We start from the raw sequence: 25,864 nt of genomic DNA on the forward strand, positions 1-25,864 counted from the left end.
GGGTCGCGTCAAGCGGCCCCGACCAGGCTGCAGAACCGCGCCAGGTCGACGTTGCCGCCGCTCACCAGCACGCCGATGCGCTTGCCACGCAACTGCTCCTTCATCTGCCGCGCCGCCGCGAAGCCCAGGCAACCCGTGGGTTCCACCACCACTTTCATGCGCGTGGCCATGAAAGCCATGCAGGCGGCCAGCTCCGCGTCGCTGGCCGTGAGGATGTCGTTGACGTCGCGCTTGATGATGGGGAAGGTGATGTCGCCCAGGTGCTGCGTCTGCGCGCCGTCGGCAATGGTCTGCGGCGTGGCTATGTGGACGATCTCGCCCTTGCGGAAGGACTGCTGGCCGTCGTTGCCCGCCTCGGGCTCCACGCCATACAGCTGGCATTGCGGCGCCAGCGCGCGCGTGGCCAGCGCGCTGCCGGAAAGCAGGCCGCCGCCGCCCAGCGGCACGAAGAAGGCATCCAGCGGCCCGACCTCCTCGAACAGTTCCTTGGCCGCCGTGCCTTGTCCGGCCAGCACGTCCGGGTGGTCGTAGGGCGGCACCAGCGTGAAGCCATGCCTGGCGGACAGATCGCGGCCGATCTGCTCGCGGTCTTCCTTGTAGCGGTCGTACAGCACTACGTTGCCGCCATAGCCGCGCGTGGCGGCCAGCTTGGCGGCCGGCGCGTCCTGCGGCATGACGATGGTGGCGGGAATGTCCAGCAGCTTCGCCGACAGCGCGATCGCCTGCGCGTGGTTGCCCGAGGAGAACGCGACCACGCCGGCCTTGCGCTGTTCCGGGGTGAATCTGGACAGGGCGTTGAAGGCGCCGCGGAACTTGAAGGCGCCCATGCGCTGCAGGTTCTCGCACTTGAAGAAGACCTGGGCGCCGAACTCCTCGTCGACCGTGCGCGAGGTGAGCACGGGTGTCTGGTGGGCGTGGCCCTGCAGGCGGCCGGCGGCCGCGACGACGTCGTCGTAGGTGGGAAGGGTGGCGGTCATGCGGGTGATTGTGTCTGAAGGAATTCGAACAGGGCCAGCGGCACTTCCCGCAGGCCCTCGCGCGGGGCCAGCAGCCCGATCGGCTCCATGGCCACTGCCGGCAGCGGCAGCACGCAGATCGCGCCGCTGTCGACGAGCGGCCGCACGATGCTGCGCGGAAGCAGCGACAAGAGCCGCTCTTCGCGCAGCAGGTGCAGCATCATGGCCAGCACGCGCGTGACCAGCGGGTAGGTGCGCGCGGCCGCGTTGAAGGAAGCGGAGACAGCATCGAAGGCGCTGCGCGCGATGGAACCGGCCGGCGACAGCAGCCAGGTCTCGTCCTGCACGTTGCTCCAGGCGAGGCGCCGCCGGCGCGCGAGCCGGTGGCCCGGGTCGCACACCACCACCAGCTGGTCCGCCTCGAGCGCATGGAAGGCCCAGCCTTCCGGGATGACGGTGGGCCGGCGGCAGACGACGAGGTCCACCTCGCCGCGCGTGATGGCGAGCAGCAGGTCGTCGTTCTCGGCCTCGCGCAATTGCACCTGCGCGTGCGGGGCGCCGCGCAGGAACTCCGGCAGCGCCCGCAGCAAGAGGCCTTGCAAGGCCGAAGCGGAGGCCAGCAGCCGCACGATGCCCTTGCCGGTGCTGTGGCGCGCCATCACCACCTCCGCCGTCTCGGCGATGCCCAGGAACATCTGGCGCGCCGCGGGCAGCACGTCCAGGCAGGCGGCGGTGGGGCGCACGCCGCGCGCGTGGCGCTCGAACAGCTGCACGCCCAGCAGCTCCTCCAGGCCCGCGAGGGTCTGGGTGACGCTGGGCTGGGTCATGCCGATGGCATCGGCCGTGCGCTGCACGCTCCCGAGCTCGGCGAGCTTCAGCAGCAGCTGCACGTGCCGGAACTTGCCGCGGGCGAGCAGGCGGTTGACGAGGACGTAGGCGGTCTGGCGCAAGGTATTGGAAATCTTAATGGCTCCCGGCCAAAAGCAATTGGGCCGGCCGCCGGAGTTCCGGGAAGATGCCGGCCAGGAGACAAAGACACATGCAAGACATTGCGAAAACGGCGCGCCGCCTGTTCCTGGGCGCGCTCGCCGCCTGCACGCTGGCGGCCCAGGCGCAGGCGCCGGCCTTTCCCACCCGGCCCATCCAGCTGGTCGTCGCGGCGCCCGCCGGCGGCTCGTCGGACGCCCTGGCCCGCATGCTGGCTGACGACATGGGCAAGATCCTCGGCCAGCCCATCGTCATCGACAACCGGCCGGGCGGCTCGGGCGTCATCGCCGCGGAGCTCGTGGCCCGGGCGCAGCCGGACGGCCATACGCTGATGTTGTCCTGGATCGGCAATGCCACCAGCGGCGCGCTGGTGCCCAGGCAGAACTTCGACATCAACAAGGACTTCGTGCACATCACGAAGATCGTCGAAGGCTCCAACGTGCTGGTGGCCCACCCGTCCACCGGCTTCCATTCGCTGAAGGACCTGCTGACCTTCGCCAAGGCCCACCCTGGCCAGGTCACCTACGCGAGCTCGGGCAACGGCAGCTCCGGCCACCTCGCGATGGAGATGCTGAAGCAGCGGTCCGGCGCGTCGATGCTGCACGTGCCTTACCGCGGCGGCGCGGCGGCGCTCACAGACCTGCTGGCGGGCCAGGTGCAGGTGATGTTCCTGAACCAGGACGCCGTCATCCCGTACATCAAGCAGGGCAAGCTCGTGCCGCTGGCGATCACCAGCGCGCAGCGCAACCCGCAGTTCCCCGGCCTGCCGACGGTCGCCGAGACCTACCCCGGCTACGAGGCGACGGCCTGGGCCGGCCTCTCCGCGCCCAAGGGCACGCCCGCCAATGTGGTCCAGGCCCTGCACGACGCGGCGCTGAAGGCCATGGCCGGTTCCTTCAAGCAGAAGCAGGAGGCGCTGGGCGCCGTCGTGGTGCGCACCACGCCTGCCGACTACCAGGCTTTCGTCCGCAGCGAACAGGACAAGTGGACGAAGGTGATCAAGACCGCGGGCATCCGGCCCGACTGAAGACTCTCATGAAAACTCTCTCGATCGGCTCCTATACCCTGGAGTCGGGCCAGGTGCTGCCCGACGTGCAGGTGGCTTACGTGACGCACGGCACGCTGGACGCGCAGGGCGCCAACGCGGTGCTGGTGACGCACGGCTACACCAGCGGCCCGTCGATGCTGTCGCCCGGCCATCACACGGCGGAAGGCTCCTGGGCCTCGCTGCTGGGCCCCGGGCGGCCGCTGGACACGGACCGCTTCTTCTTCGTCTGCTCCAACATGCTCGGTTCGGCCTTCGGCACCACCGGGCCGCGCACGATCAACGCGGCGACGGGCAAGCCCTGGGGACCGGACTTTCCGGCGGTCACGCTGCACGACATCGTCGGCGTGCAGCACCGGCTGCTGGAGAAGCTGGGCGTGCAGCACCTGCGCGCCGTGGCTGGGCCGTCCTATGGCGGCTGGCAGGCGCTGCAATGGGCGCTGCAATATCCCGAGATGGTGGACGCGGCCGGCGTGCTGATGTCCGGCATCACGCATCCGCCTGGCCTGGGCGCCGAAGAACAGCGCAAGCGCTTCGCCGCCAGCCCGCAGTGGCACGGCGGCTGGTACTACGAGCACGGCGGCATGTTCGACACGCTGTTCGAGATGCGCCTGCAGACGCTGCGCAACTACGGCCTCGAGCGGCTGTACGAAGACCGCATGCCGACGGCGGAACAGCGCCAGGCCGAACTGGAGCGGCAGTCGCGCGACTGGGCCGACAAGTTCGACCCCAACAGCATGGTGGTGCTGGCCGGCGCGGCGGAGCACTTCGACGTGCGGCCGCGCCTGGACGAGATCCGTGCGCGGCTGCTGTTCGTCGTCTGCACGACCGACAAGATCTTCCCGCCCGACCCCGCGGTGACGCAGGCGCTGGACCAGGTGCGCGGCGAAAAGCGCTACCGCGAACTGGACAGCCCCTACGGCCACATGGCGTCGGGCGTGGAATGGCGCCGGCTGGAAGACGACCTGCGCTGGCTGCTGCCCTGAGACCTACACCGTCCGGATCGTCCAGAAGTCGCTGGAGTACTGCGAGTTCAGCAGGTACTCGAAGGGCATCATGCAGTAGCCCTGCAGGCCCCAGCCGACCCCCCAGGAGTTGCGGACGATGAAGTGGCGCGTGCCGCTGTCGTAGCCCACGGCCACCACGCAGTGGCCGCCCAGCACCTGCTCGCCCATCGCCGGCATCGGCACCATGCCGGTCTTGGCGACCGCGTCGCTCTCGAAGCTCTCGTACACCGTGAAGCCGAAGACGAAGGGGAAGCCGTCGGCCAGGCAGCCCAGCATCTGCGACTGCACCTGCGGCACGCGGGCGTAGACCTTCACGATGTCCTTCTTCGCCTCGGCATAGGCGGCAGGGCTGGGCTTCTTGGTGAACTTCGAGATGTCGTATGGGCACATGGATTCCGGCGGCGCGCCGACCTTGGCGACCGACTTGACGCCGTCGCGGATCTGGGCGCCCGAGTCCTCGTTGATGTGGCCCTCGATGGCGCGCTCGTTGTAGTAGATGAACAGGCGCGAGGGCACGAACTCGGTCTTCTTCTCCTTGCGCTGGTCGAACTCGATCGCCGCGGCGATGCCGTTGGCGGTGCAGCTCCCGAGCTGGCCCTGGTCGTAGATGGCCGGGCATTGCGGACGCAGGTCCACCTTGGGCGGCAGCTTGCCCAGGTGGGGCAGCGGCGCGGCGTACATGAAGTCGCGCGAATCGGGCAGGTCGCGGACCCAGCCGAAGCCCCCGTGCCGGGACGGTTGGCGGCGACGCAGGCCTTCCGGCATGTCCGTGTTGTGTGAGGTCATTGCAGATGCTCCTTCAGAGGCGGCGAGGCTCGCTGCGCGCGACGCGTTGCGCATCGCCGTCCCCGCCGAGCGACGCCGCCGTCATTGGCTCCCGGGGCATGTGCATTGAAGGCCTTGCGGCGCGCAGGCGCGTCGTCCGTTTGGAGTGGCCGACCCGAATGGAGGCGAGCAAAGTGCGACTTCCATTGCGCATTTACCCCGCGTGTGACCAAGCGTTTCCAGATCGCTTATCGTTGCCGCTCGACAAGGAGACCCCATGAAGATCCTGGTGCTGGGCGCTGGCGCGATCGGCGGCTATTTCGGAGGCCGGCTGGCGCAGGCCGGCGCGGACATCGCTTTCCTGGTGCGCGAGAAGCGCGCCGCGCAATTGCGTGAACGTGGCCTGGTGGTGCGCAGCCCGCACGGCGACTTCACGCAGGCCGTGCGGCCGGTGCTCGGGTCGCAGCTGGGCGGCGAAACGTTCGACCTGGTGCTGCTGGCCTGCAAGGCCTACGACCTCGACGCGGCGATGGAATCCATCCGGCCGGCCCTGGGCGAGCGTTCGCACGTGCTGCCGCTGCTCAATGGCGTGGCGCACATCGCGAAGCTGCAGCAGGCCTTCGGCGCGCAGCGCGTGCTGGCCGGCAGCTGCGGCATCCCGGCGACCTTGAACGCCGAGGGCGAAGTGGTGCAGCTGATGCCCATCCATCGCATCGTGTTCGGCCGTCCGCCGGAAAGCAGCGTGGAAGCGGATGGCAAGCTGCAGGAGCTGCTGGCGCTGTTCCAGAAGACTCCGGTGGAGGCCATCCTGGCGGCCGACATCTGGCTGGAGCTGTGGGAGAAGTTCACCGGCCTGGCGACGCTGGCGGCATCGACCTGCCTGATGCGCGCGTCGGTGGGGGACATCCTCGAAGCCGAGGGCGGCGACGCCTACCTGCAGCAGACCTACGACGCTTGCGTTCGTGCCGCCGAAGTCGCGGGGCATGCGCCGCGCGCAGCGGCGCAAGAGGGCTACCGGCAGATGCTGCGCCAGCGCGGCTCGCCGCTGACGGCATCGATGTTGCGCGACCTGGAAGCGGGCAACCGCACCGAAGGCGCGCACATCGTCGCCGACATGCTGCACAAGGTGCAGGCCGCGGGCGCGGACCCGGCGGCGCTGTTGCCGGCGTGGATCCATTTGCAAGCCTACGAGCTGCGTCGGGCCCGCAACGCAGCTTGACGTTCAGCGTCGCGCGCCACGCCACCAGGAAGAACGCAGAAGACGCAGAGGTTGCGCAGAAAACGCAGAAGTCCTTCTCGAATCGTTCCGCGGCTTCTGCGTACTTTTGCGTTGAAATCCTCCGCTCGCCGAAGCGCCCAGCCCTAGGCCGGAGCGACCACCCGCATGTTCCGAACCGGCAACTGCAAGGACACCACCGCCGCCGTCAGCAGCAGCGCGCCCGCTGCGCCGAAGGCGACCCAGTGCGTGCCGAAGTGCTCGAAGCCCCAGCCGCCCAGCCAGGCCGCGATCATGCCGCCAAGCTGGTGGCCGACATAGGCGAGGCCGTACAGCATGCCCACGAGCCGCACGCCGTACACGTCCGCCAGGATCGCCGACGACAGCGCGATGCTGCCGGCCCAGACCAGGCCCCCCACGCTCGCGGCCAGGTACAGCTCCCAGTGCGTGCCCACGATCATCAGAGCGAAGAAGCCGAGGCCGCGCACGGCGTAGATCACGGCCAGGATGTTGCGCCGGGGCAGGCGATCCGACCAGCGCCCCAGCACCAGGGTGCCGAAGATCGCCACCAGCCCGATCAGGCCGATGCCGAAGGCGCTGGTATGCGAGTCGTAGCCATGGTCCATCAGCATCGGCACCGCGTGTGTGCCCAGCAGGTTCATGCTGAAGCCGCAGGCGAACAGGCCGCCGAAGATCATCCAGAACGGCGCGCTGCGCAGCGCATCGGCCAGCCGCTCCGGCCTGGCTGGCGCGGCCTGCGCGCTGGCGCCGCGCGTGGCCAGCTGCTCCGGCAGCAGGTCCGTGTCCGCCGGCGCGCCATCGCGCATCACCAGCAGCGCGGCGACGGCCAGCACCACCATCACCGTGGCATAGCCGACCAGCGTGGGCCGCCAGCCGTGGTTCTCGATCGCCCAGGTGAACACGGGCGTCATGATGGCCATGCCTGCCATCGAGCCGGTGGACAGGAAGAACAGCGCCATGCCGCGCTGGCGCGTGAACCAGCGGCTGATGACCGGCGTGAACGCCACCGGGCTGACGAAGGACAGTCCCACGGACAGCAGCACGCCGAAGGACAACAGGAAGCTCAAGGCTGTCTGCGCGCGCACCGCCCACAAGGTCGCCACGGCCACGATCACCATGCCCAGCACCAGCGAGAAGCGCGTGCCGTAGCGCGCGACCAGGTGGCCCGCGAGCGGCATGCCCAGGCCGTAGCAGAGCATGCCGACGGCGATGATGGAGGCGAGCAGGCTGCGGCTGAAGCCGAGGTCGTGCGCGATGGGCAGGAAGAAGGGCCCGATGCCCAGGCGCATGCCCACCGAGAGCAGGGTCAGGACGGCGGCCGCGCCGACGATGTTCCAGCCGAAATACCACTTCATGTCATCCATTGTCGCGCGGCCGGCAAGGCCGCGTCGCCAAGGCTAAGATCGTCCCCGACCATGCAAGCCTCGCCCGACCTCTCCCCCTACATCGGCAAGCTCGTGCAGTTCCGCCGCGACCTGCACGCGCATCCCGAGCTGAAGTTCGAAGAATCGCGCACGTCCGACCAGGTGGCCGCGTGGCTGCAGGCGCTCGGCCTGCCCGTGCAGCGCGGCCTGGGAGGCACCGGCCTGGTCGCCACCTTGCGCGGCAGCGGCCCCGATGCGGCCGACCCGAAGCGCGCCATCGCGCTGCGCGCCGACATGGACGCGTTGCCGGTGCAGGAGCTGAACACTTTCGAATATGCCAGCGCCAACCCCGGGCGCATGCACGCCTGCGGCCACGACGGCCACACGACCATGCTGCTGGGCGCGGCCACGCTGCTGGCGAAGCGGCCGGACTTCAACGGCACCGTGCACTTCATCTTCCAGCCCGGCGAGGAGGGCGGCGCCGGGGCCCGCAAGATGATGGACGACGGCCTGTTCGAGCGCTTCCCCGCGCGGGCCGTGTTCGCGCTGCACAACTGGCCGGCGCTGCCCGCGGGCCAGATGGGCGTGCGGGTCGGGCCCATCATGGCATCGGCCAACCGCTTCGAGATCCGCGTGCACGGCAAGGGCGGCCACGCGGCCCAGCCGCACACGACGGTCGACCCGATCCCGGTAGCCTGCGCCATCGTCGGCCAGCTGCAGACCCTGGTCTCGCGCGCCGTCGATCCGCTGGACAGCGCGGTGCTCACCATCGGCAAGATCGACTCGGGCACGGTGGAGAACATCATCCCCGACACGGCCTTCATCTACGGCACCTGCCGCACGCTGGGCGACGCGACGCTGAAGCTGCTGGTCGAAGGTATCGAGCGCATCAGCACCCACGTGGCGCAGGCACACCGCGCGAGCGCCGAGGTGATCATCAAGCCGGGCTATCCCACCACGGTGAACCACGCGCGCGAGGCGCGCTTCATGGCGCAGGTGATGGCGGACACTGTGGGCGCCGGCAACGCGCATGCGGACGTGCTGCCCGCGATGACCGCCGAGGACTTCGGCTTCATGCTGGAGGAGGTGCCGGGCGCGTATGGCTGGATAGGCAACGGGCGAAATGGCAAGCCGGGCGTCAACCTGCACAGCCCGTCCTACGATTTCAACGACGACATCCTCGGCCTGGGCGCGGGCTTCTACGAGCACCTGGCGCGCCAGTGGTTCGCCCAGGAAGGGCAAGCATGACCACCCGCCGCAGCGCCATCGCATTCGGCCTGGCATCGTTCGCGTCGCTGGCGGCGCGCGCGCAGGCCGCCTGGCCCACCAAGCCCGTGCGCATCATCGTTCCCTATCCGGCCGGCGGCGTGAACGACGTGGTCGCACGCATGTTCGCGGAACGCCTGCGGCCCCTGCTGGGCCAGGCCATCGTGGTCGACAACCGCGCCGGCGCCGGCGGCACCATCGGCATGGATGCCGCGGCTAAGGCGGACGACGGCCACACCATCGCCTTCGCGGCCATCAGCCCGCTGACCCTGAACCCGCACCTGATGAAGGTGCAGTACGACCCGCTGAAGGATTTCGTGGCCGTGGCCTCGGTGATGTATTCGCCGGTGTACGTGCTGGCCACGCCGCGCTTCAAGGGCCAGAGCTTCGCCGACGCCATCGCGCAGGCGAAGGCGCAGCCGGGCAAGGTGAGCATCGCCAGCTCCGGCTACGGCACCCTGGGCCACGTGATGATCGAGCAGATCCGCCGCAAGTCGGGGGCGGACCTCACGCACGTGCCCTACAAGGGCGGCACGCAGCTCGTCACCGATGCCGCCGGCGGGCAGTTCGACTTGTTCGTGGCCAACCCTTTCGCGGCCATCAACAGCCTGATCGCCGAAGGCAAGCTGCGCGTGCTGGCCGTGACCGGCCCGCACCGGCTGCCGGCCATGCCGCAGGTGCCGACCCTGGCGGAGCTGGGCTTCCCCGAGGCCAACCTCACTTCGCTGTTCGGCTTCTATGCGCCGGCTTCGATGCCGCGCGAGCACGTGCAGCAGCTCAACGCAGAAATCAACAAGGTGCTGGCCGACAAGGACGTGCAGGAGCAGTTGCGCAAGCTGGACAACGTGCCCAGCCCGGGCACGCAGCAGCAGTTCCAGGCCGTGATAGACAAGGAGTTCGCAGCCAACGCGCGCATCGTAAAGGAAGCGAACATCAAGGCGGAATGACCGGCGGCGGGTAGAGCAGCTGGCCGTCGGCCACGCGGGCCGGCGAGGTGTACGGGTGCGGCTTGCTCTCGCGTTCGTTGACGATGTGCGTCACCTCGAAGCCGCTGAACACCAGCACGTCGGCGACCAGCGAGCGGTGGCAGCGCCACCAGAGCAGCTCCGAGCACATCATCGCGGTGGGGCAGGCCTCGCCCATGTTCAGCAGCACGTCCAGGCCTTCGGCGAATTCCTCGGTGCGCAGGTACTCGGCGTAGCCCTGGAACGAAGCATTGCGCCAGCCCCATTCCTCGGGTGGCAGCGCAGGCCGGCGCCGGCCGCCCAGCCTCGGGATCCAGTGGTAGGCCAGGCCGTTCGCATGCAATGAAGCAGCCAGCGCGTCCGCGCCGAATTGCGGATGCCGGCGCGATCCGGGGAAGCGCCGCACGTCCGCGATCGCCTCGATGCCGTAACCGCGGAGCAGCGCGAGGAACGCGTCCGCGCTGCGAGTGGAATGGCCGACCGTCCAGATGCGCATCGCCGAGCAGGTCTGCGGCTAAGATGGGACCGCGGCCCACCCGCCGATGGAGGCAACCATGACCCTGGACCAGTACAACGAAGCGGTCAAGAAGATCGTTTCGGAGCAGCAGAAGATCGCGCAGACCACCGCGCAGCTGGCGATGTCGGGGCAGGCTTCGCCCACGAATCCGCAGTTCATGACGCTGATGACCAGCCAGTGGGGCCTGGTCCAGCAGGTGATGAAACTCAACACAGACCTGATGATGGGCGTGATGGCACCGCCCAAGATGTAGGACGCCCGCCTCAGATCACCCCGCGCAGCAACTGCGCGACTTCCTGCAGCCCGGGCAGCAGCTTCACCAGGCTGCCGTCGCCCGGGTAGACCTGCGCCTGGAAGGTGATGCTCAGCGCGCCCACGCAGCGGCCCTGCCGGTCCTTCAGCGGCACTGCCAGGCCGCGCAGCCCGATGTCCGCATACTGGTCCGCGAGCCAGTAGCCGAGCCGGCGGGCGCGCTCCACGCAGTCGCGCAACAACTGCGGGTCGGTGATGGTCTCCGGCGTGAACTGGCCGAACTCGGCGTCCGCGAACCAGGCAGCCAGCCGCTCTTCGCTGAACGTCGACAGGATGGCGAAGCCCGGCGACACCACGTGCGCGGGCACGCGCGCGCCCGGATGGAAGCCGATGGAGACGATGCGCGGCGAGTTGCTGCGCGTGAGGTAGACCACGTCGCGGCCGTCCAGCACGCTCAGGTTGGCGGTCTCGCCGGTCTGCATCGACAGCCGCTGCATGAAGGGCTGCACCAGCCGCGGCAGGCGCGCCGCTTCCAGGTAGCTGCGGCCCAGGCGCAGGATGGCCGGCAGCAGCCAGTAGTGCTTGCCGTCGGTGGCCGCGTAGCCGTAGTGCACGAGGCTCATCAGGTAACGCCGCGCGGCCGTGCGCGTCAAGCCGGCGAGCCGCGCGGTCTCCGATGCCGTCAGCCGCGGATGGCTATCCGAGAAGCATTCGATGACGCGCAAGCCCTTGCCCAGCCCCTCGATGAGGAGGCTCTTGTCGACCTCGGCGGTGGCTTCCACGGTGGACTCGGGCTAACCCGCGGAACGCACGGATCGCGTTCCCGGCCGATCGATGATCGACCGGCCAGCCCCGGGCTGAGCTAGTAAAAACCCGGCCATTGCCTAAGCTGCTGCCAGGACCAACGCACACCCCTGGAGACAAGCAATGGCAAGCGCACAGACGAAGAAGGCCGCCGCCAGCGGCTGGATCGGATCCGCCCTGGAGTACTACGACTTCTTCATCTACGCCACCGCGGCGTCGCTGATCTTTCCGCAGATCTTCTTCCCGCCCGGCAACCCCAGGACGGCCATCATCGCCTCGCTCGCCACCTATGGCGTCGGCTACGTGGCGCGCCCGATCGGCGCCTTCGTGCTGGGCCACCTGGGCGACACGCACGGCCGCAAGAAGGTCCTGCTCACCTGCATGTTCCTCATGGGTTTCTCCACCATCGGCGTGGGCCTGCTGCCGACGTACGACTCGGTGGGCTTGATGGCGCCGCTGCTGCTGGTGATCCTGCGGCTGGTCCAGGGCTTCGCCGTCGCGGGCGAGATCTCGGGCGCCAGCTCCATGATCCTGGAGCATGCGCCCTTCGGCCGGCGCGGCTTCTTCGCCAGCTTCACGCTGCAAGGCGTGCAGGCCGGGCAGATCCTGGCCGCGGCGGTGTTCCTGCCGCTCGCGCACTTCATGGAGAAGGACGCGTTCATGGCCTGGGGCTGGCGCATCCCCTTCATTCTCAGCTTCGTCGTCATCATCGCCGGCTGGATCATCCGCCGCGAAGTGGAGGAGACGCCGGCCTTTACCGACGAGAGCTCGCAGCAAGCCGTGCCGAGGGCGCCGGTGGTGCAGGCCTTCCGCGAGAACTGGCGCGACATGGTGCGGGTGGCGCTGTGTTCGCTGATGAACGTGATCCCGGTGGTCGCCACGATCTTCGGCGCGGCGTATGCGGTGCAACCGGGTTACGGCATCGGCTTCGAGAAGGACGTGTACTTGTGGATCCCGGTGGTGGGCAACGTGGTCGCCGTGCTGGTGATCCCCTACGTGGGCAACCTGTCGGACCGCATCGGCCGCCGCCTGCCCATGGCCGTCGGCTCGGTGCTCGCGGGCCTGCTGTCCTTCGGCTACCTCTATGCCATCAGCATCCACAACGTGCCGCTCGCCTTCGCGCTGTCGCTGCTGATGTGGGGCGTGGTCTACCAGGGCTACAACGCGGTGTTCCCCAGCTTCTATCCGGAGATGTTCCCCACGCGCACCCGGGTGTCGGGCATGGCGATCTCGCAGAACATCGGCACCGCCATCAGCGCGCTGCTGCCGGCGCTGTTCGTCGCCGTCGCGCCGCCCGGCGCGCAGAACATCCCGCTGATCGTCGGCTCCATCACGCTGGCCATCACCATCGTCGCGGCGATCTCGGCGTGGAGCGCGCGCGAGACCTATCGCGTGCGGATGGCGGACCTGGGCAAGAAGGATGCGCGGCCGGTGGAGAAGGGCGATTACGAGCGCCTGCGCGAACAGGCGATCGCGGGCACGGCCGTCGCGGCCTGATCAGCGCCCGAGCGCCGCGCAGGCGGAGGCCACGATGCGGGCCTCCTGCTGCAACAGGAGCGCCACCTCGCGGTGGCGCTCTTTTTCCATCAATCGGTTGGACAGGGCCGACACGCTCAGCGCCGTGTGCGGCGTGCCGGTCACCGCGGGGAGGGCGACGCCCACGCCGCTCATGTAGGGCAGCACGTTGACCGGCATCAGCGCGTAGCCGCGGCCGCGGGCATCGCGCACGGCTTCCTCCAGCGGGCGGCCGTAGAGCTTTTCGTACGGCTCGAACTGCGTGCGATTCAGTTCCACGATGGAACTGCATTCGTCCTCCGGCACGCTGGCCAGCAGCGCCAGGCCGCCCACCGCAGCGCCCAGCGGACGGCGCGCGCCGACGTCGATGGTCCGCACCTGGTCGGGGAAAGGGCCTTCGCGGCGGTCGATGCACACCGAGTCGAGGCCGCTGCGTTGTACCAGGTACACCGTGTCGCCGGTCGCCTGCGCGATGCGGTCCAGCGAAGCCGCGGCGATGCGCGGCATGTCGATGCCGCGCGCGGCGGCCAGCCCGAGTTCGTAGGTGAGGTGGCCCAGCAGGTAGCGGTGGTCGCCGTCCTGTTGGCGCACCATGCCTTCGGCGATCAGGCCTTGCAGGATGCGGCGCACCGTGGGCCGTTCCAGGCCCGAGTGCAGCGCCAGGTCGACCAAGCGCGCGCCCTGGTGGTTGGAGTTGGCGATGAGCCGCAGCAGCGTGGCGCTGCGGGCGATGAGCTGGGTGCCGGCGGGACTCGCCATGGACGCATGCTAACACCGGGGCGTCCACATAGTGGACTCTGCCGCGGACTGGCCATTGGGAAACGGGGATCGTGTTCCTACACTGCCCCGCATGAACGGAGACAAGCCGATGACCCAGCCGTGGTGGAAGCAACCCAACCGCGTGATGCTGCTGAACCTGCGCGAAGGCGACGAGCCCCGGGTGGAAGCACGCGCCTTCGTGGAAGACGTGAAGCGCTACGGCGCCACCGCCTTCTGCATCAACGGCGGCGGCATCGTCGCCTTCTACCAGACGAAGATCCCGGGCCAGCGCATCAGCGCGACGCTCGGTGACCGCGACCTGCTGGCCGAGATCATTCCGGAAGCGCACAAGCAGGGCCTGCGGGTGCTGGCGCGCATCGACCCCAGCTGCGCGCCGCGTGAACTGGCCGAGGCGCACCCGGACTGGTTCGCGCGCGACCGCGAAGGCAATTTCTTCGAGGTGAGCGGCCATTACGTCACCTGCCCCAACGCCGGCTACTACCACGGCCGCATGGTTGAAGTGGTGCAGGAGATGGTGCGCCGCTACGACGCCGACGGCATCTGGAACAACCAGGGCAAGTTCGCCGCCTGGGACACCGACGCCTGCTATTGCCCGACCTGCCAGCGCATGTTCCGCGAGAGCTCGGGCCACGCGATTCCCGAAACGGAAGACTGGGACAGCCCGGTCTGGCGCCAGTACAACGAATGGCGCTACCGCCGCATCGCGGCCTGGGTGCAGCGCATGCACCAGGCCATCCACGAGGTGAAGAGCGATGCGATCTTCATCTCCGCCATCCAGCTGGCCGAATCGCTGGAGACCATCCGCCCCGGCGGTTGGGACGTGGACTACTGGCTGGAGCACCAGGACGTGGTGGCTTTCGAATGCCAGCGCCGCAACACCGCGCCCTGGTGGCCGGGCATCCAGGCCAAGTACCTGGCCGGCATCGCGCCGGACAAGCCGCGCTGGATGACGGTGAGCTACTTCTATCCGTGGTGGCGCCTCTATGCGGCGCCGGAAGCGGAGAACCGGCCCTGGATCGCGCAGCAGTTCGCCAACGGCGTCAACAGCTGGCTGCACATCAACGGCGGCCTGTCGCCCATCTTCGACCGCCGCGGTCTGCAACCGATGCAGGAGGTGTTCCAGCGCCTGGGCCGTTGGGAAGAATACTTCGACGGCGCGCAGTCCGATGCCAAGGTGGCGGTCGTCTTCTCGCGCTACACGCAGGACAACTACGGCCGCGACGACCCCTATGGCCGCTACATGGACTCGGTGCGCGGCTACTACGCCGCGCTGTCGGAAGCGCACATCCCCTTCGACGTGCTCTCCGACAAGTTCCTCGATGCGCAGCGCCTGAAGCAGTACTGCGTGCTGGTGCTGCCGAACACTGCGTGCCTCACCGATGCGGCGGTGGAAGCCGTGCGCGCCTTCGCCGCCGCCGGCGGCACGGTGGTGGGCACCTACGACGCCGGGCGCTACGACGAGCAGGGCGTGGAGCGCCGGGAGGCGCCGCTGGCCGCGATGCTGGGCGGCCGCCACGGCGCGTGCCGACGCAAGCTGCAGTCCTCCTACGGCTTCCTCGCGCAGCGCGACGACGCGCTGCTGCAAGGCCTGGGCGACACCGACGTCGTGCCCAACGACGGCGACCTGCTGGAGTTCGTGCCCGGCGCCGGCAATGTCGTGCCGCTCACGCTGATCCCGCCGGTGACCGCGCATTCGGGCGCCACCATCAGCATCCCCGAGTTCAGCGCCGTGCGCGGCGCCACCGACGTGCCGGTGGTCGTGCACGGCGCGCATGGCCAGGGCCGTGTCGTGCTGTTCGCCAACCGCATGGACGCGCTGTTCTACAAGTACGGCTTCCCGGACCTGGGCCGCATCCTCGCCAACGCGGTGCTGCTGGGCCTGGGCGATGCGCAGGACCTGGAAGTGGATGCGCCCGACTACGTGGACGTCACGCGCCAGGCGCAGCCGGGCCGGCGCCTGGTGCACCTGATCAACTTCGCCGTCGGCAAGCACGTCAACACCGGCTGGCGCCATCCGGGGCGCAACCTGGTGCCGGTGGACGGCATCCGCGTGCGGCTGCGGCTCGCTCCCGGGCAGAAGCTGCGCGCGGTGCGCAGCGCCACCGACAACGCGGTGCTGCCGCACGCCACGCAGGGCGACTGGGCGGAGGTGACGGTGCCGCGCCTGGCCGACCACGAGATCGTCGCATTCGAACTGGACGCCTGACGTCCGCAACAGCAAGGAGACAAGACCATGCCCATGCAGCGCCGCCACGCCCTGGCCGCTATCGCCGCCGGAGCCCTGCCGGCCTTTGCCTTCGCCCAGTCCGGCTGGCCGAACAAGCCGATCAAGATGGTCGTGCCGCTCACCGCGGGCGGGCCGACCGACCTGCTGGCCCGCATCCTGGCGCAGCCGCTGGGCGAGCGGCTCGGGCAGACCATCGTCATCGACAACCGGCCCGGCGCCGGCGGCGACATCGGCGCCGAATTCGTCGCGCACTCCGAGCCGGACGGCTACACGCTGTTCCTCGGCACCTCGGGGCCGCTGTCGATCAACGCCACGCTGTACGGCAACCTGAAGTTCGACCCGATCAAGGATTTCGCGCCCATCACGCTGGCAGCGGACGCGCCCTTCGTCGTCGTCGTCAACCCCAAGCTGCCGGTGAAGACGCTGCCCGAGCTGATCGCCTATGCCAAGGCGCATCCGGGCAAGCTCAATGACGGTTCGGTCACCGGCAGCGCGGCCCACCTGGCCACCGAGCTGTTCAAGCGCTCGGTGCAGCTGGATTTCGTCCATGTGTCGTACAAGGGCGCGGCGGTGGCGACGACCGACCTGCTGGCCGGCCAGATCGACCTGAGCTTTGCTTCCACGCCCGGCGTCATGGGCTACATCAAGGCCGGCAAGCTGCGGCCGCTGGCCGTGACGAGCGCCACGCGCCTGAAGGACTTGCCGGACGTGCCCACGGTGGCCGAAGCGGGCGTGGCGGGCTACGAGGCCAGCGTCTGGTACGGCGTGCTGGCGCCAGCCGGCACGCCCGAGGCGATCGTCGCGCGCCTGAACACCGAGCTCACGCGTATCCTGCAGGACAAGAAGGTGCTGCAGCAGATGGCGCAGAACGACTTCCATCCGCTCGGCTCGACGCCCGCGCAGTTCGGCGCCTTCATCAAGTCCGAGTCGGACAAGTGGGGCAAGGTGGTGAAGGCCGCCGGGATCAAGGCGGGCTGATGCTGAACCTGGCGGAGAACGTCCTCAAGCAGTCGGCGGTTCCCTGGACGTCGGTGCCGCCGGAATTGCGGCCACAGCAGCAGGTGGAGTGGAGCCGCATCAACCGGCGCGGCAGCGCGGCCACCACCTTCCTCGAAGGGCCGGTGCTGGCGCCGGACGGCACGCTGTACTGCGTGGACATCCCGAACGGCCGCATCCTGCGCGTCGATCCGACCGGCCACTGGGAGGTGGCCTGTGCGTACGACGGCTGGCCCAACGGCATGGCGATGGCGCCCGATGGCCGGATGCTCGTGGCCGATGCGCGCCGCGGCCTGGTGCGGCTGGACCTGCGCACCGGCGGCGTCGAAATGCTGCTCACGCATGCGGTGACGCAGGGCTTCCTGGGCATCAACGACCTGCAGCTCACCGCCGATGGCGCCGTCTGGTTCACCGACCAGGGCCAGACCGGGCTGCACGACCCGGCGGGCCGCGTGTATCGCTGGCAGGGCGGCGAGCTGCGCTGCATCCTGGACCGGTTGCCGAGCCCGAACGGGCTGCGCGTCAGCGCGGACGGCGGCGAGCTGTTCGTCGCGGTCACCCGCGACAACGCGGTCTGGCGCGCGCCGCTGACGGCCAGCGGCCAGCCGACGCGGCTGGGCCGCTTCGCCAGCTTCTACGGACCGGTCGGGCCCGATGGCATCCACATCGATGCCGCGGGCCGGCTGTGGGTCTGCCTGCCGGGCGCGGATGCGGTGTGGGTGTTGAACCGGAAGGCGGAGGCGATCGCGCGCTATCACTTCCCCGACGGCGCTTTCCCGAGCAACATCGCGATGGATGCCGCGGGGCAGCGGATCGTGGTGACGTGCTCGGGGGCGGAGGCGTTGTTCACGCTGCCGGCGCTCGCTTGAACGCTGCCTACCGCTCGGCGAAGGAAATGCCGATGCGCTGGAAGTTGCCCATCACCTCCGCGCCGTGCGCCGCCTCGACCTGGTCGGCCGCGGACTTCGAATAGACGATGTCGTTCATGGCGGCTTCCTTCGGACCCTGGACGAAGCCCAGCATGCGCGCCGTCTTGTCGCCGACGTTGCGGAAGGACCGGTACACGCCGGGCGGGATGGAGACCATGTCGCAGGGCGCGAGCACCGTCTTGTTCTCGCCGTCGGGACCCCACGCGATCTCGAAGCTGCCCTCGATGCAGACGAAGGACTCGTAGGTGCGGTGGTGGATGTGCAGCCCCGCGCCGTTGCCCGGCGGGCATTCCACGATCGCCACTTCCACGCCCGGGATGCCGGCGATCGCCGGCTTGTTCTTGCTGAGGCCGCGCGAAGTGCCGTCGGGCGCCATCATCAGGTAGATGTTCTTGGCGGCGAGCATCTCGTAGGCGGCGATGGGAATGCCCAGCGCCTCGCCGGTGTAGTTCTTTTTCGTGGGGCTCAGCTCCGCGAACTTCGCGAACTGCGGGCGGGGAAAAGTCTCTGAACTCATGGTGCGTGTCTCCGGTGTCGAACCGGCCGCACTCTAGGGCGGCGTGCGCCACGCGGTCCACTACCGATTGCTGATGCTTCCGATGCCGGGCCGGCATCGGCGCCGCTTCACCGCTTCAATTCGCGCGACAGGGTCGCGTTGGGCCAGCGGCCGCTCTTCACCAGGTCGGCGACGACGTCCTTCAAGGTCGACCAGATCGCGCCGGCCGCCGTCGACGGCGGGCGTTCCGATGCGCGCGCGAGGAAGCGGCTCTGCGTCAGGCCCTGGATCGGCACGGCGCGCAAGGCCTTCGCCTGCAGGTCGGGCTGGATCGGCGCCGCGAAATGCACCGTCAGGCCGAAGCCTTCGGCGACCAGGCGCTTCGCCACCTCCAGCGACTGCACCTCGATCACGCCGTCCAGCGTGATGTCCGCGCGGCTCGTGGCGGCTTCGACGATGCCTCGCACGCCGCCTTTCGCGACGCCGGTCAGGATCAGCGGCAGGCCTTGCAGGTCCTGCGGCCGGAGCTGCCGCCCTTTGAGCTTCGGGTGGCCGGCGGGGCCGATCAGGCAAAGCTGCTCGGTGAGCAGTTCCGCCGTGGTGAGCTTGGGCAAGGCGCTGCTCCCGACCATCACGCCGACGTCGAGCCGGCCCTGCAGCAGCTGCGAATACAGCGTGTCGGCCCACAGCTCCACGATCTGCAGCCGCACGGCGGGGAAGCGCTCGCGCACGGCGGCGGCCAAGGGCGCTGTCAGCACCAGCGCCACGCCGGGCGACATGCCGATGGCGATGGTGCCCTGCGGGTGGCGCTGGCGCGCCACCATGTCGTGCCGCATCTGGTCGGCATAGCGCAGCAGGAAGGAGGCTCGCTCCAGCAGCAGTTCGGCATCGGAGGTCGGCGTCGCGCCGCGGGCATGGCGCTCGAACAGCTGCACGCCCAGTTCGTCCTCCAGTTGCCGCACCTGGCGCGTCAGCGCCGGCTGGGCGATGTGCAGCGCCTGGGCAGCGCGGCCGAAGTGGCGCTCCTCGGCGACCTTGACGAAATAACGCAGCTGGCGAAGGTCCATGGGCTCGATTGTCGGTCCGCGGCCCGATGCCGGTTTGTTATCGAAGCGGTCAGGAAATGGTAGTGGACCGCCGCCGCGGCGCGCACCTACAGTGGCCGCAGGAGACAAAGCTTCGTGCAAATCGATTTCGTGGCGGCCGAATGGGCTGCCGTGGGCGTGGACGCCCGGCACTTCCGCGCCTCGGCTGGCGGCCGCGACATCCCCGGGACCTTGTGGTCGCCGGCCTTGGGCGGCAGGCAGCCCTTGGTCCTGCTGCAGCATGGTGGCTCCGGCCACCGCAGGGACGCGGCCACCACTGCCGCGGCATTGCGCCTCGTACAGGACCATGGCTTCTGCTGCGCCGCCATCGACGGCCCGCTCCACGGAGACCGGCGCGGCGACGGTGCCCAGGGAGCGAGCGTCCAGGCCGAATTCGCCCGGGCCTGGCAAGGCGGCAACCGTTTTCCGTCCTTCGTCGACGACTGGCTCGCCGTCCTCGACGGACTCGCCGGCCTGCCGGCCGTGGACGCAACGCGCATCGGCTGGGTCGGCCTGTCCATGGGCACGGCCTTCGGCCTCTCCGTGCTGGCGCGCCTGCCCGCTGCCGCGAGCGCCGTGTTCGGCAAGTGGTCCGTGAATTTTCCCGGAAGCAGCCATATCGCGGCCGACGCAGCGCGCATCCGCTGTCCCGTGCTGTTCGTCCAGCATTGGAATGACGAGTTCTTCGACCGGGCCGGCACGCTGGACCTGTTCGATGCGCTCGGGGCGCCCGACAAGCGCCTGCACGCCTACCCCGGAGCACATGCGGGCCGCAGCGAGGAAGAACTCGCCGCCGGCATCGCCCACCTGTCCCACACCCTTCGTTCGCAATCCTGAGGAGCCCATCAAGTGCCCACCATCATCTGCAGGGAGCAGGCGAACATCGCCAACTACTTCCTGATGACGTCGCTCGTCGTCCCGCGTCCGATCGCCTGGATCTCGACCCAGGGAGAGGACGGCGTCGCCAACCTGGCGCCGTACAGCCACTTCAACAACTGTTCGGCCAATCCGCCGATCATCATGTTCTCGTCCAACGGCGTGAAGGACACGCTGCGCAACATCCGCGAGACCGGCGAGTTCGTCGTCAACATGGTGTCGCACGAACTGCGGCAGCAGATGCGCGTCACGTCCGCCAACTGGCCGCCGAACGCCAGCGAATTCGAGATGGCCGGCCTCGAAAGCGCGCCCAGCCGCTTCGTGCGGCCGCCGCGGGTGGCGCAGGCCCGGGCCTCCATGGAATGCAAGCTGCGGCAGGTGCTGCCCATGGGCGATTGCTTCGTGGTGTTCGGCGACGTGCTGTGCTTCCACGTCGCCGACGACGTCATGGTGGACGGCCGGGTGGTCGCCGAGCGGCTGCAGCCGGTGGGCAAGCTGGATGGCGCGCTCTATTCCACCGTCACGGCGACCGAGCGGCTGGACCTGCCGCCGGACATGGCCAGCCGGGTCGACGACTACGGCAACGCCTGGGGCAAGGGCACCCGCTAAGCAAACCGGAGGGGATTCCATGGCGAACAAGCAGATCGACGTGCCGGCCCTGATCGACGGCGCCCGGCTGGGCGCGTTCCAGGTGCTGGCCATCACGCTGTGCGGGCTGGCGCTGCTGATGGATGGCTTCGACATCCAGATGATCGGCTTCGTCGCGCCGGCCATCGTGCAGGACTGGAACATCGACAAGGCCGCTCTCGGCCCCGTCTTCGCCGCGGGCCTGGGCGGCCTGCTGGTGGGCTCGTTCGCGCTGAGCGTCGCGGCCGACAAGTGGGGCCGGCGGCCCGTGCTGATCGCCTCCACGCTGTTCTTCGGCGTGTGCATGCTGCTCACGCCGCTGGCGACGACGCTCGCCGGGCTGGGCGCCGCGCGCTTCTTCGCGGGCCTGGGCCTCGGCGCCATCCTGCCCAATGCGATGGCGCTGGCCGGCGAATACGCGCCGCAGCGCGTGCGGGTGACGGTGCTGATGCTGGTGGGCGTGTGCTTCGGGGTCGGCGCCATCCTCGCCGGGCTCCTGTCCACCGTGCTGCTGCCTCGCTGGGGCTGGCAATCGGTCTTCCTGGCGGGTGGCGTGGTGCCGGTGGCCTGCGCGGTCGCGATGTTCGTCCGCCTGCCCGAGTCGATCCAGTTCCTGGTGCTGCGGGGCCGGCACGCCGCCGCGCGGAAGTGGCTGCGCCGCATCGACGCAGCGGCCGTGGCGGACGAACAGGCGGAGCTGAAGGTGAAGGAGCCCGCGCCGGGCGGTGCGCCCGTGTTCGACCTGTTCGCCGGCGGGCGGGCGCGCATGACGCTGCTGCTGTGGGGCGTGAACCTGCTGAACCTGCTGACGGTGTACTTCCTCGCCAACTGGATCCCGACCGTCGTGCGGGGGGCGGGGCGGCCGCTCGGCGACGCCGTGCTGGCCGGGACCGCACTGCAGGCTGGAGGCACCTTCGGCGCGCTGGTGCTGGGCGTGGTCATCGACCGGGTGGGTTTCCGGCGCGTGCTGCTTGCCTGCTTCATGCTCGCCGCCGTCGCCGTCTTCAGCGTCGGCAGGCTGGACATGGCGGGTTCGCAGTTGTTCATCGCCGTGAGCGTGGCGGGGTTCTGCGTCATCGGCGGGCAGGGCGCGGTGAACGCGCTCTCCACCAGTTACTACCCGACGGCCTTGCGCTCGACGGGCATCGGCTGGGCGCTGGGCATCGGCCGCTTCGGTTCCATCCTCGGCCCCTTGCTGGGCGGCGAGTTCCTCAAGATGGGATTGCCGACCTCGAGCATCTTCCTCGTGCTCGCCGTGCCGCCCGTGGTGTGCTCCCTGCTGGTGTGGGCGATGGAACCCGGCCGGCGCGCGCCGGCCGTGCCGGCGGCGAACGCAGCTTGAGCGGGCCTGCCTCGCCTCGAGTGCGCGGGGTGGTCTGCTCCTCGACCCTGTCCGCTTCCCGCCGGTCCTTGTCGGACAGCTCGTTGCGGTCCATGCGCTAGCGGCGCGGCACGAAGGCCGCCGTCATCGTGCGCGCCGCCGCCAGGTTGGCCTGCAGGCTCGGATCGTCGGGCGCGGGCGGTGCGCCGGGGCCTACGTTGGCCGGCGGCCAGGCGGCGTCGGCGGTGCGTGGCGTGCCGATCGGCGTGGTGGCCTGGGCCTGCTGCACGGCGGCCATGTCCTCGGCGCTGGGGTACTGGCCCAGCAGCATGTAGTCGAACACGCGGCGCGCGATGGGCGCGGCGGCCGCGGCGCCGAAGCCGCCGTTCTCCACCACCATCGCCAGCGCGATCTTCGGGTTGTCCGCCGGCGCGAAGGCGATGAAGAGGGCGTGGTCGCGGTGGCGCTCGTCGATTTCGTTGGCGTGGTATTTCTCGTTGGCCTTCAGCTCCAGCACCTGCGCCGTGCCGGTCTTGCCGCCGCTGGTGTAGCCCGCTCCCTTGAAGGCGGCCGCCGCCGTGCCCTCGATGTTGACGCCCTCCATGGCGTGCTTCACGAAGGCCAGGTTCTCCGGCTTCACGTTCATGCGGCCCATCTCCTGCGGCGGCACCACGCGCGGCTTCCTGCCGATCTCGTTGACCACCTCCTTCACCAGGTGCGGCTTCATGCGCACGCCGTCGTTGGCGAGCGTCGCGACGGCGCTGGCCAGCTGCAGGATGGTGAAGCTGTTGTAGCCCTGGCCGATGCCCAGCGAGATGGTCTCGCCCGCGTACCACTTCTGCTGCTCGCGCCGGTGGTAGGTCTCGCGCTTCCAACGCGTGGACGGCAGCACGCCGCGCGCCTCGCCGGCGATGTCGATGCCGGTGGGCTGGCCGAAGCCGAAGCCCGCCATGTAGTTCGCGATGGTGTCCACGCCCAGGTCGGCCGCCAGCATGTAGTAGTAGGTGTCGCACGAAGCCACGATGGACTTGTACATGTTCACCACGCCGTGGCCGCCCTCCTTGTCGTCGCGGAACTTGTGGTTGCCGAACCAGAAGTAGCCGGGGTCGTTGATGGACTGCTCGGGCCGGCGCTTGTGCGTCTCCAGCGCGATCAGGGCCATGTAGGGCTTGTAGGTGGAGCCGGGCGGGTAGGTGCCGTGCAGCGCGCGATTGAGCAGCGGCTTGTCCGGCGACTCGTTCAGTTCCTTCCAGCTCACCGGGTCGATGCCGTCGACGAACAGGTTGGGGTCGAAGGTGGGCTTGGAGACGAAGGCGAGCACCTCGCCGGTCTTCGGCTCGATGGCCACCATGGCGCCGCGGCGGTTGCCGTACAGGTCTTCCACCAGCTTCTGCAGCTTGATGTCCAGCGTGAGCTTGACGACGTTGCCCGCGGTCGCCGGCTCGCTCGCCAGCGCGCGCACCGCGCGGCCCGAGGCCTGCGTCTGCACCTGTTCGGCGCCGGTGGAGCCGTGCAGTTCCTTCTCGAAGCTCTGCTCGACGCCCAGCTTGCCGATGTACTCGGTGCCGCGATAGTTGGCTTGCTCGTCGTCGGGCCAGTCCTCCATCTGCGTCTTCTCGGTCTCGTTGATGCGGCCGATGTAGCCGATGGCGTGGCTGCCCAGTTCACCCCAGGGATAGCTGCGGAACAGGCGCGCGTTGATGTCGACGCCGGGAAAGCGGAAGCGCTCCGCCGTGAAGCGCGCCACTTCCTCGTCGGTCAGCTTGGTGCGGATCGGGATGGAGCCGACGCTCTTGCCTTCGTCCAGCAGCTTCTGGAAGCGGCGGCGGTCGCGCGCCGTGACGGGCACCACCTTGGCCACTTCGTCGACCAGCGCCGGCAGCGGCATGGTCGCCTCCGAAGGCTTGATCTCCAGCGTGTAGGCCGCATAGTTGTTGGCCAGCAAGATGCCGTTGCGGTCGACGATGAGCCCGCGGTTGGGGACGATGGGCACGATGCCCGTGCTGTTGGCCACCGCTTCCTCGTCGAGCTCGACGTGGCGGAACACCTGCAGCCACACCAGCCGCGCCCCGAGGGCGATGAAGCCCACCAGCACGAGGGCGCAGGCCGCGAGCACGCGGGTGCGAAAGCGCAGCAGCGCGGGATCGGGGGGCGCGTTTGCATCCATGGGCCACCTCGGGAGGACCAACGACTGAGTCATTCATGATGCAGCGGTTCCCAGCCGCGTGGGGCGGTTAGAGTTCACGGACATGAGCAGACTTCAAGCCGAGCAGCAGCGCCTGTACGAGCCGGGCCCGCGGGCGCTGGTGCTTTCCGCGACGACCGGCTGGGACCGGCTGGGCGCGCTGTGGCAGGGCGTGCAGGCCGGGCTGGCCTTGCCGGCGCCCGCCATCGCGGTGTCCGGCAGCGCCGGCTACCAGCTGTGGTTCTCCACGGCCGAGCCGCTGGCGCAGGCGCGTGCGCTGGAATTTCTCGACGCGCTGCGCCAGCGCTACCTGGCCGACGTGCCGCGCGATCGCGTGTCCATGACCATCGGGCCACCGCTGCCGCCCTTCGAAGCGGCTCCGGACCAGTGGTCGGCGTTCGTCGCGTCGGACCTGGCCGCCTTGTTCTCTGACGAGCCCTGGCTGGACATCCCGCCGGGCGCGGAGGCGCAGGCCGAGCTGCTGTCGCGGCTCAAGAGCATGAAGACGGAAGACGTCGAGCGCGTGCTGGCCGCCCCGGCGGCGCCCGCGGCGAACACGCAGGCGCCGCAACAGGACCCGCGCAGCTTCCTGCTGGCCGTGATGAACGATCCGGCCGTCGCGATGCACCTGCGCATCGAGGCCGCCAAGGCGCTGCTGGCCCAGCAGCGACAATGACGCCCCGATGGACGATTTCAACCAGATCGAGGTGCCGCCTTCCTTCGTGGCGCTGTTCACCTCCCCTTCCGGCCGCCTCACCGAACCGATGCGCACCGTGCGCGAGCGCTACGAGCTGTGCGAGGACATGGCGCAGCTGCTGTCGGAGCAGGCTTCCGTGGCGCAGTTCAAGACCGGCGGCAGTGAACGGGACGTGCTCGCCGCCATGGAGCGCGGCCTGGGCGATGCCGGCTCGCTGCAGCCGCAGGAATGCACCTGGGTCGTGACGCGGATGGCGGAAGTGCTGGGCTGGCCGCTGGACTGAGGCTCAGGCCTGCGGACGCGCTTCGGCCGCCGCCTCCGCCGCCATCGCCTGTTCCCCCAGCTTCCGCCGCCGGCGCGTCCAGGCGACGGTCCACGCAATCAGCGCGAAGGTGATGCCGTTGAACACCAGCGGCCCGATGGCCAGCACCTGCGGCACCGTCAGCAGTTGCACCATCAGCACGCGCAGGCCGAACTCGCCGACCCAGCCCACGCCCCAGACCACGGTGAGGATACGGAACACGCGGCGCGCGCCGGGCCGCTGCCACAGCGCGTCGAACTTCGCGATCTCCTCCGGGTCCTGGCCGGCCGTGAACTGGCGGCCGACGTAGAACATCAGCGGCTTGGGCCCCAGCAGCGACAGCAGGCAGACGGCGCCCAGCGCGCCGGTGACGAAGGACTCGCGCACCAGGATCACCTTGGGATCGCCGCCCACGAACAGCGCGAGGATGGACACCGCGATGCCGGCCAGCACCACGCTGCCGATGATGTCGATGTGCCGCTTGATGATGACGCCGTACAGCCCGTAGACGGCTGGCCCGACCGCGCTGGCGCCGAGCGCGTGGACCTCGCTGATGTCCGGCACCTGGGCCTTCAGCAGCGTGTAGGTGAGCCAGGGGAGCGCAGCGTCGAAGACCAGCATCGGCGCGACGCTGCGCAGGGAAAAGCCCTTGTCGGCCATTCGC

At 69.4% G+C, this 25,864-nt stretch carries 26 protein-coding genes; 15 read left to right on the top strand and 11 right to left on the bottom strand.

The features are described from left to right. Window positions 1–8: 8 nt before the first annotated feature. Both HHL11_RS10305 and HHL11_RS10310 read right to left on the bottom strand, forming a co-directional pair. Window positions 9–977: a threo-3-hydroxy-L-aspartate ammonia-lyase gene (locus HHL11_RS10305; RefSeq protein WP_169418296.1), complete on the bottom strand. Its 969-nt coding sequence runs from the start codon at window positions 975–977 to the stop codon at window positions 9–11. Further along, entirely contained in the window at window positions 974–1,906 is a 933-nt protein-coding gene (locus HHL11_RS10310) for a LysR family transcriptional regulator (protein ID WP_169418297.1), read from the bottom strand. Before HHL11_RS10310 ends, HHL11_RS10305 begins: the two co-directional genes overlap by 4 nt. Before the next feature lie 89 nt (window positions 1,907–1,995). On the opposite strand from HHL11_RS10310, the gene HHL11_RS10315 reads away from it, so the two are divergent. Continuing rightward, complete coding sequence (locus tag HHL11_RS10315) at window positions 1,996–2,970, top strand: Bug family tripartite tricarboxylate transporter substrate binding protein (RefSeq protein WP_169418298.1); 975 nt, start codon at window positions 1,996–1,998, stop codon at window positions 2,968–2,970. Window positions 2,971–2,978: 8 nt separating this feature from the next. Further along, window positions 2,979–3,974 carry an alpha/beta fold hydrolase gene (locus HHL11_RS10320; RefSeq protein ID WP_169418299.1) on the top strand — a complete coding sequence of 332 codons (996 nt, stop codon included), beginning with the start codon at window positions 2,979–2,981 and terminating at the stop codon, window positions 3,972–3,974. Window positions 3,975–3,977: 3 nt separating this feature from the next. Here HHL11_RS10320 and HHL11_RS10325 read toward each other — a convergent pair whose 3' ends face one another. Continuing rightward, window positions 3,978–4,781 carry a C1 family peptidase gene (locus HHL11_RS10325; RefSeq protein WP_205964242.1) on the bottom strand — a complete coding sequence of 268 codons (804 nt, stop codon included), beginning with the start codon at window positions 4,779–4,781 and terminating at the stop codon, window positions 3,978–3,980. A gap of 256 nt (window positions 4,782–5,037) precedes the next feature. Between HHL11_RS10325 and HHL11_RS10330 the strand changes: the two genes are divergently transcribed. Then, a complete protein-coding gene (locus HHL11_RS10330; protein WP_169418300.1) occupies window positions 5,038–5,979 on the top strand; it encodes a ketopantoate reductase family protein in 942 nt (313 codons plus the stop codon). 143 nt (window positions 5,980–6,122) lie between these two features. Here the strand turns inward: HHL11_RS10330 and HHL11_RS10335 are convergent, their stop codons facing one another. Next, a complete protein-coding gene (locus HHL11_RS10335; protein ID WP_240980049.1) occupies window positions 6,123–7,352 on the bottom strand; it encodes an MFS transporter in 1,230 nt (409 codons plus the stop codon). A gap of 60 nt (window positions 7,353–7,412) precedes the next feature. Here HHL11_RS10335 and HHL11_RS10340 point away from each other — a divergent pair, with 60 nt between their 5' ends. Beyond that, a complete protein-coding gene (locus tag HHL11_RS10340) occupies window positions 7,413–8,609 on the top strand; it encodes a M20 aminoacylase family protein (RefSeq protein ID WP_169418302.1) in 1,197 nt (398 codons plus the stop codon). Then, on the top strand, window positions 8,606–9,574 hold the full coding sequence (locus tag HHL11_RS10345) for a Bug family tripartite tricarboxylate transporter substrate binding protein (protein ID WP_169418303.1): 969 nt from the start codon (window positions 8,606–8,608) through the stop codon (window positions 9,572–9,574). Before HHL11_RS10340 ends, HHL11_RS10345 begins: the two co-directional genes overlap by 4 nt. Here HHL11_RS10345 and HHL11_RS10350 read toward each other — a convergent pair. Further along, window positions 9,561–10,088 carry a DUF488 domain-containing protein gene (locus HHL11_RS10350; protein ID WP_169418304.1) on the bottom strand — a complete coding sequence of 176 codons (528 nt, stop codon included), beginning with the start codon at window positions 10,086–10,088 and terminating at the stop codon, window positions 9,561–9,563. The two genes, HHL11_RS10345 and HHL11_RS10350, sit on opposite strands and share 14 nt — an antisense overlap. 58 nt (window positions 10,089–10,146) lie before the next feature. Here HHL11_RS10350 and HHL11_RS10355 point away from each other — a divergent pair, with 58 nt between their 5' ends. Beyond that, window positions 10,147–10,362, top strand: a complete 216-nt coding sequence (locus HHL11_RS10355) for a hypothetical protein (protein WP_169418305.1) — start codon at window positions 10,147–10,149, stop codon at window positions 10,360–10,362. Between the two features lie 10 nt (window positions 10,363–10,372). On the opposite strand, the gene HHL11_RS10360 is transcribed toward HHL11_RS10355, so the two are convergent. Continuing rightward, window positions 10,373–11,143 (bottom strand): IclR family transcriptional regulator domain-containing protein, encoded by a 771-nt coding sequence (locus tag HHL11_RS10360; RefSeq protein WP_169418306.1) that lies wholly within the window; start codon window positions 11,141–11,143, stop codon window positions 10,373–10,375. A 145-nt stretch (window positions 11,144–11,288) separates the two neighbouring features. On the opposite strand from HHL11_RS10360, the gene HHL11_RS10365 reads away from it, so the two are divergent. After that, window positions 11,289–12,662, top strand: coding sequence for an MFS transporter (locus HHL11_RS10365; RefSeq protein WP_169418307.1), 1,374 nt, complete (start codon window positions 11,289–11,291; stop codon window positions 12,660–12,662). On the opposite strand, the gene HHL11_RS10370 is transcribed toward HHL11_RS10365, so the two are convergent. After that, the gene (locus tag HHL11_RS10370; protein ID WP_169418308.1) at window positions 12,663–13,439 is read right to left on the bottom strand and encodes an IclR family transcriptional regulator; all 777 of its coding nucleotides are present in this window, start codon (window positions 13,437–13,439) and stop codon (window positions 12,663–12,665) included. A gap of 91 nt (window positions 13,440–13,530) precedes the next feature. Here HHL11_RS10370 and HHL11_RS10375 point away from each other — a divergent pair, with 91 nt between their 5' ends. The 3 genes from HHL11_RS10375 to HHL11_RS10385 are packed head-to-tail and all read left to right on the top strand — an operon-like array spanning window position 13,531 to window position 17,552. Further along, window positions 13,531–15,666 (top strand): beta-galactosidase trimerization domain-containing protein, encoded by a 2,136-nt coding sequence (locus HHL11_RS10375; protein ID WP_169418309.1) that lies wholly within the window; start codon window positions 13,531–13,533, stop codon window positions 15,664–15,666. Window positions 15,667–15,693: 27 nt separating this feature from the next. Then, complete coding sequence (locus HHL11_RS10380; RefSeq protein WP_169418310.1) at window positions 15,694–16,665, top strand: Bug family tripartite tricarboxylate transporter substrate binding protein; 972 nt, start codon at window positions 15,694–15,696, stop codon at window positions 16,663–16,665. Continuing rightward, complete coding sequence (locus HHL11_RS10385; RefSeq protein ID WP_169418311.1) at window positions 16,665–17,552, top strand: SMP-30/gluconolactonase/LRE family protein; 888 nt, start codon at window positions 16,665–16,667, stop codon at window positions 17,550–17,552. The genes HHL11_RS10380 and HHL11_RS10385 overlap by 1 nt, the downstream gene beginning before the upstream one ends. 7 nt (window positions 17,553–17,559) lie before the next feature. Here HHL11_RS10385 and HHL11_RS10390 read toward each other — a convergent pair whose 3' ends face one another. Both HHL11_RS10390 and HHL11_RS10395 read right to left on the bottom strand, forming a co-directional pair. Beyond that, complete coding sequence (locus tag HHL11_RS10390) at window positions 17,560–18,129, bottom strand: cupin domain-containing protein (RefSeq protein WP_169418312.1); 570 nt, start codon at window positions 18,127–18,129, stop codon at window positions 17,560–17,562. A gap of 107 nt (window positions 18,130–18,236) precedes the next feature. Then, window positions 18,237–19,175 (bottom strand): LysR family transcriptional regulator, encoded by a 939-nt coding sequence (locus tag HHL11_RS10395; protein WP_169418313.1) that lies wholly within the window; start codon window positions 19,173–19,175, stop codon window positions 18,237–18,239. A 114-nt stretch (window positions 19,176–19,289) separates the two neighbouring features. Here HHL11_RS10395 and HHL11_RS10400 point away from each other — a divergent pair, with 114 nt between their 5' ends. Genes HHL11_RS10400 through HHL11_RS10410 form a run of 3 tightly spaced genes read left to right on the top strand, consistent with a single transcriptional unit; the run spans window position 19,290 to window position 22,038 of the window. Beyond that, window positions 19,290–20,030, top strand: coding sequence for a dienelactone hydrolase family protein (locus tag HHL11_RS10400; protein WP_169418314.1), 741 nt, complete (start codon window positions 19,290–19,292; stop codon window positions 20,028–20,030). Between the two features lie 12 nt (window positions 20,031–20,042). Next, entirely contained in the window at window positions 20,043–20,678 is a 636-nt protein-coding gene (locus HHL11_RS10405) for a flavin reductase family protein (RefSeq protein ID WP_342593198.1), read from the top strand. Window positions 20,679–20,697: 19 nt separating this feature from the next. Next, window positions 20,698–22,038, top strand: a complete 1,341-nt coding sequence (locus HHL11_RS10410) for an MFS transporter (RefSeq protein WP_169418315.1) — start codon at window positions 20,698–20,700, stop codon at window positions 22,036–22,038. 97 nt (window positions 22,039–22,135) lie between these two features. Here the strand turns inward: HHL11_RS10410 and mrdA are convergent, their stop codons facing one another. Next, a complete protein-coding gene (gene mrdA / locus HHL11_RS10415) occupies window positions 22,136–24,184 on the bottom strand; it encodes a penicillin-binding protein 2 (protein ID WP_169418316.1) in 2,049 nt (682 codons plus the stop codon). An 82-nt stretch (window positions 24,185–24,266) separates the two neighbouring features. Here mrdA and HHL11_RS10420 point away from each other — a divergent pair, with 82 nt between their 5' ends. Further along, window positions 24,267–24,878, top strand: a complete 612-nt coding sequence (locus HHL11_RS10420) for a hypothetical protein (protein ID WP_169418317.1) — start codon at window positions 24,267–24,269, stop codon at window positions 24,876–24,878. Window positions 24,879–24,885: 7 nt separating this feature from the next. Continuing rightward, window positions 24,886–25,182 (top strand): ATPase with chaperone activity, encoded by a 297-nt coding sequence (locus tag HHL11_RS10425; protein ID WP_169418318.1) that lies wholly within the window; start codon window positions 24,886–24,888, stop codon window positions 25,180–25,182. A 3-nt stretch (window positions 25,183–25,185) separates the two neighbouring features. Here the strand turns inward: HHL11_RS10425 and HHL11_RS10430 are convergent, their stop codons facing one another. After that, on the bottom strand, window positions 25,186–25,860 hold the full coding sequence (locus HHL11_RS10430; protein ID WP_169418319.1) for a VC0807 family protein: 675 nt from the start codon (window positions 25,858–25,860) through the stop codon (window positions 25,186–25,188). Between the last annotated feature and the right edge of the window lie 4 nt (window positions 25,861–25,864).

Origin of the sequence: Ramlibacter agri, from assembly GCF_012927085.1 — a bacterium.
GTDB classification, from domain to species: Bacteria; Pseudomonadota; Gammaproteobacteria; order Burkholderiales; family Burkholderiaceae_C; genus Ramlibacter; species Ramlibacter agri.

Bases quoted from the DNA above. Each gene is read 5' to 3' on its own strand.
- HHL11_RS10305 (WP_169418296.1), bottom strand. From the start codon at position 977: ATGACCGCCACCCTTCCCACCTACGACGACGTCGTCGCGGCCGCCGGC.
- HHL11_RS10315 (WP_169418298.1), top strand. From the start codon at position 1,996: ATGCAAGACATTGCGAAAACGGCGCGCCGCCTGTTCCTGGGCGCGCTC.
- HHL11_RS10320 (WP_169418299.1), top strand. From the start codon at position 2,979: ATGAAAACTCTCTCGATCGGCTCCTATACCCTGGAGTCGGGCCAGGTG.
- HHL11_RS10325 (WP_205964242.1), bottom strand. From the start codon at position 4,781: ATGACCTCACACAACACGGACATGCCGGAAGGCCTGCGTCGCCGCCAA.
- HHL11_RS10330 (WP_169418300.1), top strand. From the start codon at position 5,038: ATGAAGATCCTGGTGCTGGGCGCTGGCGCGATCGGCGGCTATTTCGGA.
- HHL11_RS10335 (WP_240980049.1), bottom strand. From the start codon at position 7,352: ATGAAGTGGTATTTCGGCTGGAACATCGTCGGCGCGGCCGCCGTCCTG.
- HHL11_RS10340 (WP_169418302.1), top strand. From the start codon at position 7,413: ATGCAAGCCTCGCCCGACCTCTCCCCCTACATCGGCAAGCTCGTGCAG.
- HHL11_RS10345 (WP_169418303.1), top strand. From the start codon at position 8,606: ATGACCACCCGCCGCAGCGCCATCGCATTCGGCCTGGCATCGTTCGCG.
- HHL11_RS10350 (WP_169418304.1), bottom strand. From the start codon at position 10,088: ATGCGCATCTGGACGGTCGGCCATTCCACTCGCAGCGCGGACGCGTTC.
- HHL11_RS10355 (WP_169418305.1), top strand. From the start codon at position 10,147: ATGACCCTGGACCAGTACAACGAAGCGGTCAAGAAGATCGTTTCGGAG.
- HHL11_RS10365 (WP_169418307.1), top strand. From the start codon at position 11,289: ATGGCAAGCGCACAGACGAAGAAGGCCGCCGCCAGCGGCTGGATCGGA.
- HHL11_RS10370 (WP_169418308.1), bottom strand. From the start codon at position 13,439: ATGGCGAGTCCCGCCGGCACCCAGCTCATCGCCCGCAGCGCCACGCTG.
- HHL11_RS10375 (WP_169418309.1), top strand. From the start codon at position 13,531: ATGAACGGAGACAAGCCGATGACCCAGCCGTGGTGGAAGCAACCCAAC.
- HHL11_RS10380 (WP_169418310.1), top strand. From the start codon at position 15,694: ATGCCCATGCAGCGCCGCCACGCCCTGGCCGCTATCGCCGCCGGAGCC.
- HHL11_RS10385 (WP_169418311.1), top strand. From the start codon at position 16,665: ATGCTGAACCTGGCGGAGAACGTCCTCAAGCAGTCGGCGGTTCCCTGG.
- HHL11_RS10390 (WP_169418312.1), bottom strand. From the start codon at position 18,129: ATGAGTTCAGAGACTTTTCCCCGCCCGCAGTTCGCGAAGTTCGCGGAG.
- HHL11_RS10395 (WP_169418313.1), bottom strand. From the start codon at position 19,175: ATGGACCTTCGCCAGCTGCGTTATTTCGTCAAGGTCGCCGAGGAGCGC.
- HHL11_RS10410 (WP_169418315.1), top strand. From the start codon at position 20,698: ATGGCGAACAAGCAGATCGACGTGCCGGCCCTGATCGACGGCGCCCGG.
- mrdA (WP_169418316.1), bottom strand. From the start codon at position 24,184: ATGGATGCAAACGCGCCCCCCGATCCCGCGCTGCTGCGCTTTCGCACC.
- HHL11_RS10420 (WP_169418317.1), top strand. From the start codon at position 24,267: ATGAGCAGACTTCAAGCCGAGCAGCAGCGCCTGTACGAGCCGGGCCCG.
- HHL11_RS10425 (WP_169418318.1), top strand. From the start codon at position 24,886: ATGGACGATTTCAACCAGATCGAGGTGCCGCCTTCCTTCGTGGCGCTG.
- HHL11_RS10430 (WP_169418319.1), bottom strand. From the start codon at position 25,860: ATGGCCGACAAGGGCTTTTCCCTGCGCAGCGTCGCGCCGATGCTGGTC.